This window comes from Streptomyces sp. SID5464 (assembly GCF_009862985.1).
In the GTDB taxonomy this organism is placed as follows: domain Bacteria; phylum Actinomycetota; class Actinomycetes; order Streptomycetales; family Streptomycetaceae; genus Streptomyces; species Streptomyces chartreusis_D.
This window is the reverse complement of record NZ_WWIQ01000001.1, coordinates 106427-119378: the sequence shown is the minus strand read 5'-3', so window position 1 is coordinate 119378 and position 12952 is coordinate 106427. Positions and strand designations below refer to the sequence as shown.

General features: G+C 72.9%; 14 protein-coding genes. 4 read left to right on the top strand and 10 right to left on the bottom strand.

Annotated elements, in window-relative coordinates; translation table 11 throughout:
• The first annotated feature begins 6 nt into the window (after positions 1-6).
• Genes GTY47_RS00560 through GTY47_RS00545 form a run of 4 tightly spaced genes read left to right on the top strand, consistent with a single transcriptional unit; the run spans position 7 to position 4569 of the window.
• Complete coding sequence (locus GTY47_RS00560; protein WP_010039453.1) at positions 7-1176, top strand: ADP-ribosylglycohydrolase family protein; 1170 nt, start codon at positions 7-9, stop codon at positions 1174-1176.
• On the top strand, positions 1164-2573 hold the full coding sequence (locus GTY47_RS00555) for an ADP-ribosylglycohydrolase family protein (RefSeq protein WP_010039451.1): 1410 nt from the start codon (positions 1164-1166) through the stop codon (positions 2571-2573). Before GTY47_RS00560 ends, GTY47_RS00555 begins: the two co-directional genes overlap by 13 nt.
• Positions 2570-3757 (top strand): CoA transferase, encoded by a 1188-nt coding sequence (locus GTY47_RS00550; protein ID WP_010039450.1) that lies wholly within the window; start codon positions 2570-2572, stop codon positions 3755-3757. Before GTY47_RS00555 ends, GTY47_RS00550 begins: the two co-directional genes overlap by 4 nt.
• Positions 3754-4569 carry a CoA ester lyase gene (locus GTY47_RS00545; RefSeq protein WP_010039448.1) on the top strand — a complete coding sequence of 272 codons (816 nt, stop codon included), beginning with the start codon at positions 3754-3756 and terminating at the stop codon, positions 4567-4569. Before GTY47_RS00550 ends, GTY47_RS00545 begins: the two co-directional genes overlap by 4 nt.
• A gap of 66 nt (positions 4570-4635) precedes the next feature.
• Here the strand turns inward: GTY47_RS00545 and lgt are convergent, their stop codons facing one another.
• The 10 genes from lgt to GTY47_RS00495 form a co-directional block, all read right to left on the bottom strand.
• Entirely contained in the window at positions 4636-5577 is a 942-nt protein-coding gene (gene lgt / locus GTY47_RS00540) for a prolipoprotein diacylglyceryl transferase (protein WP_050810228.1), read from the bottom strand.
• An 84-nt stretch (positions 5578-5661) separates the two neighbouring features.
• Positions 5662-6438: a thioredoxin domain-containing protein gene (locus GTY47_RS00535; RefSeq protein WP_010039444.1), complete on the bottom strand. Its 777-nt coding sequence runs from the start codon at positions 6436-6438 to the stop codon at positions 5662-5664.
• An 86-nt stretch (positions 6439-6524) separates the two neighbouring features.
• Positions 6525-7343, bottom strand: coding sequence for a tryptophan synthase subunit alpha (gene trpA, locus GTY47_RS00530; protein WP_010039441.1), 819 nt, complete (start codon positions 7341-7343; stop codon positions 6525-6527).
• On the bottom strand, positions 7340-8626 hold the full coding sequence (gene trpB, locus GTY47_RS00525) for a tryptophan synthase subunit beta (protein WP_010039439.1): 1287 nt from the start codon (positions 8624-8626) through the stop codon (positions 7340-7342). The genes trpA and trpB overlap by 4 nt, the downstream gene beginning before the upstream one ends.
• Positions 8627-8701: 75 nt before the next feature.
• Positions 8702-8929: a tryptophan synthase subunit(beta) gene (locus GTY47_RS00520; RefSeq protein ID WP_078602820.1), complete on the bottom strand. Its 228-nt coding sequence runs from the start codon at positions 8927-8929 to the stop codon at positions 8702-8704.
• A gap of 22 nt (positions 8930-8951) precedes the next feature.
• Positions 8952-9761 carry an indole-3-glycerol phosphate synthase TrpC gene (trpC, locus tag GTY47_RS00515; protein ID WP_010039437.1) on the bottom strand — a complete coding sequence of 270 codons (810 nt, stop codon included), beginning with the start codon at positions 9759-9761 and terminating at the stop codon, positions 8952-8954.
• Between the two features lie 139 nt (positions 9762-9900).
• The gene (locus tag GTY47_RS00510) at positions 9901-10335 is read right to left on the bottom strand and encodes a DUF2752 domain-containing protein (RefSeq protein WP_050810227.1); all 435 of its coding nucleotides are present in this window, start codon (positions 10333-10335) and stop codon (positions 9901-9903) included.
• A gap of 80 nt (positions 10336-10415) precedes the next feature.
• Positions 10416-10667 (bottom strand): HGxxPAAW family protein, encoded by a 252-nt coding sequence (locus GTY47_RS00505; protein WP_010039431.1) that lies wholly within the window; start codon positions 10665-10667, stop codon positions 10416-10418.
• 119 nt (positions 10668-10786) lie between these two features.
• Positions 10787-11428, bottom strand: a complete 642-nt coding sequence (locus tag GTY47_RS00500) for a TIGR02234 family membrane protein (protein WP_029181137.1) — start codon at positions 11426-11428, stop codon at positions 10787-10789.
• Between the two features lie 42 nt (positions 11429-11470).
• The gene (locus tag GTY47_RS00495) at positions 11471-12952 is read right to left on the bottom strand and encodes an anthranilate synthase component I (protein ID WP_010039429.1); all 1482 of its coding nucleotides are present in this window, start codon (positions 12950-12952) and stop codon (positions 11471-11473) included.

The following is a 12952-nucleotide window of genomic DNA, read 5'->3' as shown; positions in this document are numbered from 1 at the left end:
GCGGCCATGCAGCCCAAACCACACCAAAACGCCACACTCGACGAGCGGATCACCGGAGCCCTGGTCGGCGCCGCCGTCGGCGACGCCCTCGGCGGCCCCGTCGAGGGCTACTCGCCACAGCAGATCCTGGAACGCCACGGCGGCCGCGTCCACGGCATCGTCGGCCCCTGGCACGGCGACGACTGGCGCACGGCCCGCCCCCTCGCCCCGTACCACAAGGGCGACGGCCACGTCACCGACGACACCTTGATGACGCACGCCCTGGTCCGCGTCTACGCCCGGGTCCGCGACCACCTCGACGCCTACGCGATCGCCGACCACCTCGTGCCCGACCTGATGACCGAGGCACGCTGGATCCCGGAGCTGGAGACCGAGGCCCTCCCGCTGCACCGCGTCTTCCTGGCGGAGAAATGGCTGGTGACCAGGATCCACTACGGCCATGCCGACCCGCGCGAGGCCGGCACCGGCAACATCGTCAACTGCGGTGCGGCGATGTACATGGCCCCGGTCGGCCTGGTCAACGCGGCCAACCCGCGGGCGGCCTACACCGAGGCCCTCGACATCGCCGGCGCGCACCAGTCGTCGTACGGCCGTGAGGCGGCGGGCGTCCTGGCGGCGGCGGTCGCGGCGGCGTGCACGCCGGGAGCCACCCCGGACTCGGTCGTCTCGACCTGCCTGTCCCTGGCGAAGGACGGTACGCGCACCGCCATCGAGCGGGTCTGCGAGGAGGCCTCCCGCCACACGGACTTCGAGTCGGCACTGGGCCCCCTGCGCGAAGCGGTCGCCCCCTACGACACGGTCGGCCCCGACTACCGCACGCCTTCCCTCGCCGCCCGCCGCCCCTCCCGCCTCCACGCGATCGAGGAACTGCCGGTAGCCCTGGGCATGGTGCTCGTGGCTCGGGGCGATTACCACCACGCGGTCCTGGGCGCCGTCAACTACGGCCGCGACTGCGACTCCATCGCCACGATGGCCGGCGCCCTGGCCGGCGCCCTGGGCTCGCCCGTCCCCCAGGACTGGGCCAAGACGGTCGCGGAGGCCAGCCGCCTGGACCTGTGGGAACCGGCCACGACCCTCACGGCCGTCACCCGCGAGATCTTCACCCGGGACACCTCCCGCCGCCGCTCCCACGAACAGGCCTTCGCATCCCTCGGAGGCCCGGAATGCTCCGCCTGACCTGGGTCCAGCCGGAGGACCTGATCGGCCACGAGCTGCGCCAGGCGACGCAGGACGGCCGAGAACCGTCGAGGATCGCGTCCCGCTGGCGAGCGGCAGGCGGCCCGGAGGCCCCCCGAACCGCAGGCGCGTCCCCGACTCCGGTGTCCCGTTACCTCCGCCAACTGGCAGAAGACCTCCTGGACGAACTGGCGGACCTGCCAAGCGCCTTGGCGGACGACGAACCAACGGACCTGACAGCGATCAAGTCCCTGTGCCCGGCTTGGCCATTCCGTGGGAGGGTGGGCGCAGGCGGCACCCCGCCAGCGCGGGCGAGCGACCCGCCCCCCACCCCAGCCATCACGCCGCAACACCTGGAATCCGCCTGGCTCGGCCGAGCCGTCGGCTGCCTCCTGGGCAAACCGGTCGAAAAACTCCCCCTGGACGCCATCCGCCACCTGGCCAGGTCCACCGGCAACTGGCCCCTCACCACCTACTTCACGGCCCGGGGCGTCCCCCGGGAACTCCTCGCCGCACACCCCTGGAACCGCCGCTCGGCACAATCCTCCCTCGCCGAGAACATCGACGGCATGCCCGAGGACGACGACCTCAACTACCCCCTCCTCAACCTGATCCTCCTGCAACGCCACGGCAAGACCTTCACCACCACGGACGTGGCCCGCACCTGGCTCGACGAACTCCCCGCCGGCCGCACCTTCACCGCCGAACGCATCGCCTACCGCAACCTCCTCACCGGCCTGGAACCCCCGCACACCGCCCGCCACCGCAACCCGTTCCGCGAATGGATCGGCGCCCTGATCCGCGCCGACGTGCACGGCTGGACCAACCCCGGCGACCCGGCCACCGCCGCGGAACAGGCCCACCGCGACGCCACCCTCACCCACACCGCCAACGGCGTCTACGCGGCGATGTTCACAGCGGCCACCATCGCGCAGGCCGCGACAGGCGAACACGACGTCCACACCTGCCTGCGCACCGGTCTCGCCGTCGTCCCGCCACGCTCCCGCCTCGCCCGAGCCGTCCACCACGCCGTCCGACTGGCCTGCGAACACGACGACTTCGACACGGTCGTCGACCACCTGCACGCCACCCACGCCGCCACCCACCACTGGGTGCACGCCGTCCCCAACACGGCCCTCATCGCCGCCGCCCTCACCCACGCCGACGGCGACTTCTCGGGCTCCGTCTGCCGCGCGGTGAGCGGCGGCTGGGACACCGACTCCAACGGCGCGACCGCCGGCAGCATCGCTGGCCTGCTGGCCGAAGACCCCGCTGTGCTCCCCGACCGCTGGACGGCCCCCCTGAAGAACCGCCTGGCCACCTCCATCGGCGACTTCAACGGCATCGGCTTCGACACCCTCGCCCACCTCACACACCGGGAGACCCACCGCTCATGACCGCGCCCCTCACCGGCCTCCGCGTCCTGGACCTCGCCACCCTCTTCGCCGGCCCGCTCGCCGCCACCCTGCTCGGCGACTTCGGCGCGGAGGTCGTCAAGGTCGAGCACCCGTCGAAACCGGACCCGTCCCGCGGCCACGGCCCGTCGAAGGACGGCGTGGGCCTGTGGTGGAAAATGCTCGGCCGCAACAAGCGCACCATCACCCTCGACCTGTCCAAGCCCGGCGGCCGCACCACCCTCCTGCGCCTCGCCGCCGGCGCCGACGTGATCATCGAGAACTTCCGCCCCGGCAGCCTGGAGAAGTGGGACCTGGGCTGGCCGGAGCTGTCGGCCGCCAACCCCCGCCTGGTCCTGGCCCGCGTCACCGGCTTCGGCCAGTTCGGCCCCTACGCGCACCGCCCCGGCTTCGGCACCCTCGCCGAGGCGATGAGCGGCTTCGCCGCGATCACCGGCGAACCGGACGCGCCCCCGACGCTCCCGCCGTTCGGCCTGGCCGACTCCATCGCGGGCCTGACGACGGCGTACGCCGTGATGACGGCCCTCGCCGCCCGGGACAGGACCGGGGAGGGCCAGGTCGTCGACATGGCCCTGATCGAGCCCATCCTGGCCGCCCTCGGCCCCCAGCCCCTCTGGTACGACCAGCTCGGCCACGTCCAGCCCCGCACCGGCAACCGCTCCCCCAACAACGCCCCGCGCGGCGTCTACCGCACCGCGGACGGCACCTGGGTCGCCGTCTCGACATCGGCCCAGTCGGTCGCGGAACGCGTGATGCGCCTGGTGGGCCGCCCGGAACTGATCGACGAGCCGTGGTTCGCCACGGGTGCCGACCGCGCCCGCCACGCCGACGTCCTGGACGAGGCGGTCGGCTCCTGGATCGCCGCACGCACCCGCCCGGACGTCCTGGCCGCCTTCGAGAAGGCCGAGGCGGCCGTGGCCCCGGTCCAGGACGTCCGGGACGTGATGGCGGACCCGCAGTACCAGGCCCTGAACACCATCACCACCGTCGACGACCCGGAGCTCGGCCCCCTGCGCATGCAGAACGTCCTCTTCCGGCTCTCCGCCACACCCGGCGCGATCCGCTGGGCCGGCCGCCCCCACGGCGCGGACACCGACGAGGTCCTCACCGAACTGGGCCTGTCCCCGGCCGACCTCACGGCGCTGCGCGCGGAGGGCGCCCTGTGACGGCGTTCCCGCTCACCTGGCTCTACGCCCCGGGCGACCGCCCCGACGTGGTCGCCAAGGCCCTCACCTCCGGGGCCGACATCGTCGTCGTCGACCTGGAGGACGCCGTCGCCCCCGACCGGAAGGCGTACGCCCGTGCCGCGACCGCCGAGCTGCTCGCCGACCTGCCGCCGGTCCCGGTCCACGTCCGCGTCAACGCCCTGGACAGCCCCTGGGGCGAGCAGGACATCGCGGCCCTGGCCCCGGCTCCCGGGCTCTCCGGCCTCCGCCTCCCCAAGATCAGCTCGTCCGCCGAGGTCACCCACGTCGCACGCCGAGCCGCTCGGACCGACCTGTACGCCCTCCTGGAGAGCGCCCTGGCGGTGGAACAGGCGTACGCCATCGCCGGCGCCCACCCGCACCTGCGCGGCATCGCCCTCGGCGAGGCCGACCTGCGGGCCGATCTGGGCGTACGCGACGACACCGGCCTCGACTGGCCCCGCTCCCGGGTGATCGTCGCGGCCCGGGCCGCCGGCCTGCCCCCGCCGGCCCAGTCGGTGCACCCGGACACCCGCGACCTGGAGGGCCTCGCCGCCTCCTGCGGCCACGGCCGTGCCCTGGGTTTCCTGGGCCGGGCCGCGATCCACCCCCGCCAGCTCCCGGTGATCGAACGGGCCTATCTGCCCACCGAGGCGGACGTCGAGCAGGCGGAGACGGTCCTCAAGGCCGCCGCCGCGGACCGGGGCGCCCAGGCCCTCCCGAACGGCCGCTTCATCGACGCGGCGGTGGTGACGGCGGCCCAGCGCACCCTGTCCCTGGCCCGCCGCCGCTGACGCGCCCGGCACGCTCCGAGGGCGCCCGGAACGTTCCGGGCGCCCTCGGCGGTGTACGGACGGTCGTCAGGTCTTCTTCGCCGACCCGGCCTCGTTCTTGGCCTCGTCTTCGGCGTCGCCGTCCTTGCCCTCGGCTTCGCCGTCCTCGCCCTCGTCGCCGGCCTCGCCGTCCGCCTCGGCGGCACCGTCGGCGGCCGCGGGCTCCACGACCTCTTCCCGGCCGGGCCGCTTCTTCGACGACACCACGAGGTACGTGACCGCGAGCAGGAACACGAGCATCGCGGTCCACACGTTCAGCCGGAGGCCCAGGATGTGGTGGGCGTCGTCGACCCGCATGTACTCGATCCACGCCCGGCCCGTGCAGTACGCCGCGACGTACAGCGCGAACGCCCGGCCGTGTCCCAGCCGGAAGCGGCGGTCCGCCCAGATGACCAGGAGCGCGACGCCGATGCACCACAAGGACTCGTACAGGAACGTCGGGTGGTACGTGCCCGGCACCCGGCCGTCCGCTGAGGACGTGATCTCCAGGGCCCACGGCAGGTCGGTGGGCTTGCCGTACAGCTCCTGGTTGAACCAGTTGCCCCAGCGGCCGATCGCCTGGGCGAGGGCGATGCCGGGCGCGACGGCGTCGGCGTACGCCGGCATCGGGATGCCCCGGCGCCGGCAGCCGATCCAGGCGCCCAGCGCGCCCAGCGCGATCGCGCCCCAGATGCCGAGGCCGCCCTCCCAGATCTTGAAGGCGTCCACCCAGTCACGGCCCTCGCTGAAGTACAGCTCGTAGTCCGTGATCACGTGGTAGAGCCGGCCGCCCACGAGGCCGAACGGCACGGCCCAGACCGCGATGTCGGCCACCGTGCCGGCCCGCCCGCCCCGGGCGATCCAGCGCTTGTTGCCGAGCCAGACGGCAACGAAGACGCCGATGATGATGCAGAACGCGTAGCCGCGCAGCGGAATGGGGCCGAGGTACAGCACCCCGCGTGACGGGCTGGGAATGAAGGCAAGTTCCATGGCAAGGTCGACGCTACCGTGCCGGACCGGGGCCGCGGCAGGCAGCCCGGCTACGGGTCCATAACGGGCGCGTGAGAAAGGCCCTTACCCCTTGTTCTGCTCCTGCACCATCTGCTTCAGCTTCGCCGGGGTCATCGTCCGGTCCTGGTAGATGTTCTTGCCGTCGAACAGGACGGTCGGCGTACCCGAGAAGCCGCCCTTGTTGAACGCCTGGTGGGACTTGGCGACCCACGCGTTGTGCGTGCCGTCCTCGACGCACTTGCGGAAGGCGGGGGTGTCCAGGCCGTCGACCTTGCCGGCCAGCTCGATCAGCTTGGCGTTCCTGGCGTAGGCGTCGTCGACCTCCGGGGGCTGGTTGTCGAAGAGCACGTCGTGGTACTCGGGGAACTTCCCGGCGTCCTGGGCGCAGGCCGCGGCGTTGGCCGCGTTGCGGGAGCCGGTGCCGCTCATGTTGCCGTCGATGAGGGTCACGAGGTGGTACTCGGTCTTCAGCTGGCCGGCGTTCGTCAACTCGTGGATCACCGGCCGGTACGCCGTCTCGAAGGCCTTGCAGGCGGGGCAGCGGAAGTCCTCCCACACCGTGAGCGTGGACTTGGCGCTGTCCTTGCCGACCGGGATGGCCAGGCCGTCCTTGCCCTGTGCTCCCGACGGCGCCACGACCGGGCCCGCCGCCTCGCTGTCGTCGTCCTTCCCGGCGTTGGCCGCGACGACGCCGATCACCGCCGCGAGCCCCAGGACGGCCACGACGGCACCGCCCACGATCAGCGCGCGCCTGCGCTTGTCCGAGGCCTTCTGCTTCTCGCGCTCCACCGCCAGCTTCTCCCGGGCGGTGCGCTTTCCCTCACGGTTCTTCTCGCTCACACCCCGGAAACGAACCGGGGAGGCGCACCGCGCCTCCCCGGCCCCAGGTCCACCCGTACGAGGGACCCGTATGACTACCCGGCTTCTTACGCCTGTCCGCGCACGCCCTTCGCCAGGCCGGCCGCCAGGGTGCGGACGGCCTCGACACCGGCCGCGTCGTCCGGGGCGTCGAGCATGGCCTTGACGAAGGCCGAGCCGACGATCACGCCGTCGGCGAAGCCGGCGACCTCGGCGGCCTGGGTGGCGTTGGAGACGCCGAGCCCGACGCAGACCGGCAGGTCCGTGCCGGTGGCCCGGGTGCGTTCCACCAGGTCCTCGGCCTGCGAGCTGACCGACTCACGGGTGCCGGTGACGCCCATGAGGGAGGCGGCGTAGACGAAGCCGCTGCCCGCCGCGGTGATCTGCGCGAGCCGCTCGTCCTTGCTGCTGGGCGCGACGACGAAGACGGTGGCGAGACCGTGCTTCTCGGCGTGCTCCCTCCACAGCGCCGACTCCTGCACGGGCAGGTCGGGCAGGATGCACCCGGCGCCGCCCGCCTCGGCGAGCTCGGCGGTGAACCGCTCGACGCCGTAGCGGTCGATGGGGTTCCAGTACGTCATGACGAGGATCGGCTTGCCGGTGGCCGCGTGGGTCTCGCGGACCGTGCGCATCACGTCGGCGATCCTCACGCCGCCGCGCAGGGCGATGTCGTCGGCGGTCTGGATGACGGGCCCGTCGAGGACGGGGTCGCTGTGCGGCAGACCGACCTCGACGACGTCGGCACCGCCGTCCAGGGCGGCCTTGATCGCCTCGATGCCGCCGTCCACGGTCGGGAACCCGGCCGGGAGGTAGGCGATGAGGGCGGACCGGCCCTCGGACTTCGCCGCGGCGAGGGTGTCGGTCAACAGCTGGATCTTGCCGCTCACTTGGCGTCCCCCTCGATCTCGGCGGTGTCGGTGTCCGCGTCGGCGGCGACCTCGGCGTCGGTGTCGTAGAGGCCGAAGTAGCGCGCGGCGGTGTCCATGTCCTTGTCGCCGCGGCCGGACAGGTTGACCACGATCAGCCCGTCCTTGCCCAGCTCCTTGCCGACCTCCAGGGCGCCGGCCAGCGCGTGGGCGCTCTCGATGGCCGGGATGATGCCCTCGGTGCGGGACAGCAGGCGCAGGGCCTGCATGGCCGCGTCGTCGGTGACCGCGCGGTACTCACCGCGGCCGGAGTCCTTGAGGTAGGAGTGCTCGGGCCCGATGCCCGGGTAGTCCAGACCGGCCGAGATCGAGTACGGCTCGGTGATCTGCCCCTCGTCGTCCTGGAGGACGTAACTGCGGGAGCCGTGCAGGATGCCGGGCTCGCCCGCGGTCAGGGTCGCCGCGTGCTCGCCGGTGTCGACGCCGTGGCCGGCCGGCTCGCAGCCGATGAGGCGGACGGACTCGTCCGGGATGAAGGCGTGGAAGAGGCCGATGGCGTTGGAACCGCCGCCGACGCAGGCGACGGCCGCGTCGGGGAGCCGGCCCGCGCGCTCCAGGAGCTGGCGGCGGGTCTCCACGCCGATGACCCGGTGGAAGTCGCGGACCATGGCCGGGAAGGGGTGGGGGCCGGCGACCGTGCCGAAGAGGTAGTGCGTGTGGTCGACGTTGGCGACCCAGTCGCGGAACGCCTCGTTGATCGCGTCCTTCAGCGTGCGGCTGCCGGACTTCACGGCGATGACCTCGGCGCCGAGCATGCGCATGCGGGCGACGTTGAGGGCCTGGCGCCGGGTGTCGATCTCACCCATGTAGATCGTGCACTCGAGGCCGAAGAGCGCGCAGGCCGTGGCCGTGGCCACGCCGTGCTGGCCGGCGCCCGTCTCGGCGATGACCCGGGTCTTGCCCATGCGCTTGGTGAGCAGGGCCTGGCCGAGGACGTTGTTGATCTTGTGGGAGCCGGTGTGGTTGAGGTCCTCGCGCTTGAGGAAGACCCGGGCGCCACCGGCGTGCTCGGCGAACCGGGGCACCTCCGTGAGCGCCGACGGGCGGCCGGTGTAGTTGACCAGGAGGTCGTCGAGTTCCCTGGCGAACTCCGGGTCGTGCTTGGCCTTGTCGTACTCGACGGCGACCTCGTCGACGGCGGCGACGAGGGCCTCGGGGATGAACTTGCCGCCGAACGCGCCGAAGTAGCCTTCGGGGTTGGGGGTTCGACCCTCGGGGTCGGGGATGAAGAACTGACTGGGCATGCGGAAACCTCACGGTGAGTGTGTTGGGTGCACTGGTCGCCGTGGGGGCGGGGATCGGCTGTCGGCCGCGGGCCGTCAGTGGCTGGTCGCGCCCGCGCGGCGGTAGCCGCACATTGAACAGAGTCCCGCGCCCCTGACGGGGCGCCGCTGCCATCGCATGCCGTTCACCTGGCCCGGCTCGTCACCGATGACGTACCGGACGCGGCGGCCGTGTACGCGGCGCGCGGGCGCACGGCAGCCGCGGGGGCGGCAGCCGCGCGCGAGGCGGGCGTACCGGTCCACGGTCGTCATGGTGAGAGTCATCGGGGCCAAGCCTAGCGGGAGATCAGCCCCGGCCGTGCCGGAGGGCCGGATGTTCGCCTGCCGCCACCAGGTCGGAGACCGCCGTCTTGGGGTCCTTGCCGGTGACGAGGGACTCGCCCACCAGGACCGCGTCGGCGCCGGCGTTGGCGTAGGCGATGAGGTCGTGCGGGCCGCGGACGCCGGACTCGGCGATCTTGATGATGTGGTCGGGGATCTCCGGTGCCACGCGCTCGAAGGTGCCCCGGTCGACCTCGAGGGTCTTGAGGTTGCGCGCGTTGACGCCGATCACGCGGGCGCCGGCGTCGACCGCGCGCTCGACCTCGTCCTCGTCGTGCACCTCGACGAGCGGCGTGAGCCCGATGGACTCGGCGCGCTCGATGAGGGACTCCAGGGCGGGCTGGTCGAGGGCGGCGACGATCAGCAGGACGACGTCGGCGCCGTAGGCGCGGGCCTCCCACAGCTGGTACGACGTGACGATGAAGTCCTTGCGCAGGACCGGGATGTCCACGCGGGCGCGGACCGCTTCGAGGTCGGCGAGGGAGCCGCCGAAGCGGCGCTGTTCGGTGAGGACGGAGATGACGGCCGCGCCGCCCGCCTCGTAGTCCGCGGCGAGTCCGGCCGGGTCGGCGATCGCGGCGAGCGCGCCCTTGGAGGGGCTGGAGCGCTTGACCTCGCAGATCACCTTGACGCCGTCCCCGCGCAGTGCGGCCGCGCCGTCCTTGGCCGCGGGAGTCTTCGCCGCGCGCTCCTTGAGCTCGTCGAGGCTGACGCGCGCCTGCCGCTCCGCGAGGTCGGCACGGACTCCGTCGATGATCTCGTCGAGCACACTCACGCGAGCGGCCCCCTTCCAGACTCTTGACAGTTCCATCGACCGATCGAAAACCGATGGTCACTGCGATGGTATCCGCAGCGGTGCGCAGGCTTCGCATCCGGTTGACGCCGGTCCCACTACCTGGACATCCGCCAGTTGATCAAGGATGGAGCCAGCCACCGAAGGGCAGGTTCCGGACAACGGTGAAGACCAGCAGCAACGCGCCGAGGCTCCACACCAGCCCCGGGCGGGGGTCGATCCGCATCGGGCGCCCGCGCACCGCGTGGACCACCCATACGGTCCACAGCACGGCGAACGCCAGATAGCCGAGGACGGCGAGCGCGTTGGCGTGCAGTGCCGCCGGGAAGTCGCCGTGGACGAAGGCGTGCGCGCTGCGCAGTCCGCCGCAGCCGGGGCAGTACAGGCCGGTGTAGTGCAGCAGCGGGCAGACGGGGTAGTGGCCGGGTTCGTTGGGGTCGACCGCGCCCACGTAGGCGAAGGCGGCGGCGACGGCCGCGAGCACCCCGGCGGGGACGGCCAGTCGGCCCGCGACGCTGTGCGTCACCCTTCGGCTGTCGGCGTTCACGGTACGCATTGTGCCCGGCACGCGCGTGAGGGGCGGTCCCGGCACCCGAGTGCCGGCCGCCCCTCGCGTGACAACGGGGTTGTTCGTGATCAGCCCTCGGCGCGGGCCGGCTCGCGGTCGCCCGTCATCTTGTGCGGCTGGTGCAGGTCCTTGGGCTGGCCGAGGCCCATCATCCGCATGATGCCGCCGACCACACCGCCGAGGAGCACGACGACCATGCCCGCCCAGAAGCCCACGGGCTGGTCCATCACCATGAACGCGCCCGCGACGCAGAAACCGATGAAGGCGATCGTGACACCGGTCCAGGCGGCCGGGGTGTGACCGTGGCTGCTGCCCGCCATTGCTTGCTCCTCGTTGCTGTGTGCGTGTCTGAGCAGGACGCTCGGGCCCATTGTCCCGCACGCGCGCGTAACCGGTGAGCGGGGGTGCTCCTGGGATGCTCCCCGCTGCTCCGGGTGGCTCAGGCCCCGGTGGGGTCCTCGCCCCGGTCGAGCGCCTTCCACAGGTCCTCGGGCCGGTCGGGGTCGACGGCGGGGGCCTTTCGGCGCGGCTGGGGCGCGCCGTCGCGCTCGTAGCGGCCGGACATCGCGGGCCACAGCCGGCCGTAGCGCAGGGCGAGCAGCCCGGCCAGGAGGATCAGAACGCCGCCGACGGCCGCGACGTACGGCCAGGCGGTGTGGCTGAGGGTGTCCACGGAGGCGGAGGTGTCCCCGGAGGCCTGGGCGGCCTGCTCGTCGAGCGCGGAGCCGTCGGAGGCGCCGAGCAGGGCGGCGGCGACGATGCCCGCGCCGGACAGCGCCAGCAGCCCGGCCACGATGAAGCGGCCGGCCCGGCGGACGGCGAAGACGGCGACGAGCGCGGCGAGGCCCACTATGGCGAGCGCCGCGGGTACGCCCGTGACGTCGCTGCCCTTGGCGGTCAGGGGGAAGGCGCCGCCGGCCACCGTCGCGGTGCCCTCCGCCCAGCGCTGCCGGGTGGCGAGCAGCGCCACGGCCGCGCCGAGCGCACCGCCCAGCAGCGCCACGGCGAGGCTCAGACGGCCGGCCCGGGCGGATCCGGCGGCTTCGGAACGGGGGTGAGGTGCAGCAGTCACGTACCCCACTATCGCCTGAACCCCGGGCGAACCGTCACCCGGGGGTTCATCTCAGGCCTTTCCCAGCCGGTTCGCCGTGTGTACGGCCCTGAGGACCGCCGCCGCCTTGTTGCGGCACTCGGTGTCCTCGGCGACCGGGTCGGAGTCGGCGACGATGCCCGCGCCGGCCTGCACGTACGCGGTTCCGTCGCGCAGGAGGGCGGTGCGGATGGCGATGGCGGTGTCGGAGTCGCCGGCGAAGTCGAGGTAGCCGACGCAGCCGCCGTAGAGCCCGCGCCGGGAGGGTTCGAGTTCGTCGATGATCTGCATGGCGCGGGGCTTCGGGGCGCCCGAGAGGGTGCCGGCCGGGAAGCAGGCGGTGAGGACGTCGAAGGCCGTGCGCCCGGCCGCCACGCGGCCTGTCACGGTCGAGACGATGTGCATCACGTGCGAGTACCGCTCGACGGACATGAAGTCGACGACCTCGACCGAGCCGGGCTCACAGACCCGCCCCAGGTCGTTGCGGCCCAGGTCGACGAGCATGAGGTGCTCGGCGCGCTCCTTGGGGTCGGCGAGCAGTTCGTCGGCGAGGGCCTGGTCCTCCTGCGGGGTGGCGCCGCGCCAGCGGGTGCCGGCGATGGGGTGGACCATGGCGCGTCCGTCCTCGACCTTGACCAGGGCCTCGGGGGACGAGCCGACGACGTCGAACCCGTCGAAGCGGAACAGGTACATGTACGGGGACGGGTTGGTGGCCCGCAGGACCCGGTAGACGTCCAGCGCGCTCGCCGTGCACGGCGTCTCGAAGCGCTGGGAGGGGACCACCTGGAAGGCCTCGCCGGCCCGGATGCGTTCCTTGATGTCCTCGACGGCCTCCTGGAAGTCGGGGCCGCCCCACAGCGCCGTGTACTCGGGGAGCTCGGAGGGCGGGAGCGCGGCCGGGGGCTGCGCGACCGCGCGGGAGAGGTCGGCCTCCATGGCGTCGAGCCGGGCCACGGCGTCCGCGTAGGCCTCGTCGACGCCGGTCTCCAGGTCGTTGTGGTTGATCGCGTTGGCGATCAGCAGGACCGAGCCCTCCCAGTGGTCCATGACGGCCAGGTCGCTGGTGAGCAGCATGGTCAGCTCGGGCAGCTTCAGGTCGTCGCGCTCGCCCGGGCCGATCTTCTCCAGGCGGCGGACGATGTCGTAGCCGAGGTAGCCGACCATGCCGCCGGTGAACGGCGGCAGGCCGTCCTGGTGGGGCGTGTGCAGGGCCTCGATGGTGGCGCGCAGGGCGGCGAGGGGGTCGCCGTCGACGGGGACGCCGACGGGCGGGGCGCCGAGCCAGTGGGCCTGCCCGTCGCGCTCGGTCAGCGTGGCCGCCGACCGCACGCCCACGAAGGAGTACCGGGACCACGAGCGGCCGTTCTCCGCGGACTCCAGCAGGAAGGTGCCCGGGCGCTCGGCGGCCAGCTTGCGGTAGAGCGCCACCGGGGTGTCGCCGTCGGCGAGGAGTTTGCGGGTGACCGGGATGACCCGCCGGTCGGTGGCGAGCTTGCGGAACGTCTCGAGGTCCAT

Excerpts from the sequence above, each read along its gene's own strand:
- GTY47_RS00560 (WP_010039453.1), top strand. The coding sequence starts at position 7 with ATGCAGCCCAAACCACACCAAAACGCCACACTCGACGAGCGGATCACC.
- GTY47_RS00555 (WP_010039451.1), top strand. The coding sequence starts at position 1,164 with ATGCTCCGCCTGACCTGGGTCCAGCCGGAGGACCTGATCGGCCACGAG.
- GTY47_RS00550 (WP_010039450.1), top strand. The coding sequence starts at position 2,570 with ATGACCGCGCCCCTCACCGGCCTCCGCGTCCTGGACCTCGCCACCCTC.
- lgt (WP_050810228.1), bottom strand. The coding sequence starts at position 5,577 with ATGGAACTTGCCTTCATTCCCAGCCCGTCACGCGGGGTGCTGTACCTC.
- trpB (WP_010039439.1), bottom strand. The coding sequence starts at position 8,626 with ATGCCCAGTCAGTTCTTCATCCCCGACCCCGAGGGTCGAACCCCCAAC.
- GTY47_RS00520 (WP_078602820.1), bottom strand. The coding sequence starts at position 8,929 with ATGACTCTCACCATGACGACCGTGGACCGGTACGCCCGCCTCGCGCGC.
- GTY47_RS00510 (WP_050810227.1), bottom strand. The coding sequence starts at position 10,335 with ATGCGTACCGTGAACGCCGACAGCCGAAGGGTGACGCACAGCGTCGCG.
- GTY47_RS00505 (WP_010039431.1), bottom strand. The coding sequence starts at position 10,667 with ATGGCGGGCAGCAGCCACGGTCACACCCCGGCCGCCTGGACCGGTGTC.
- GTY47_RS00495 (WP_010039429.1), bottom strand. The coding sequence starts at position 12,952 with ATGGACCTCGAGACGTTCCGCAAGCTCGCCACCGACCGGCGGGTCATC.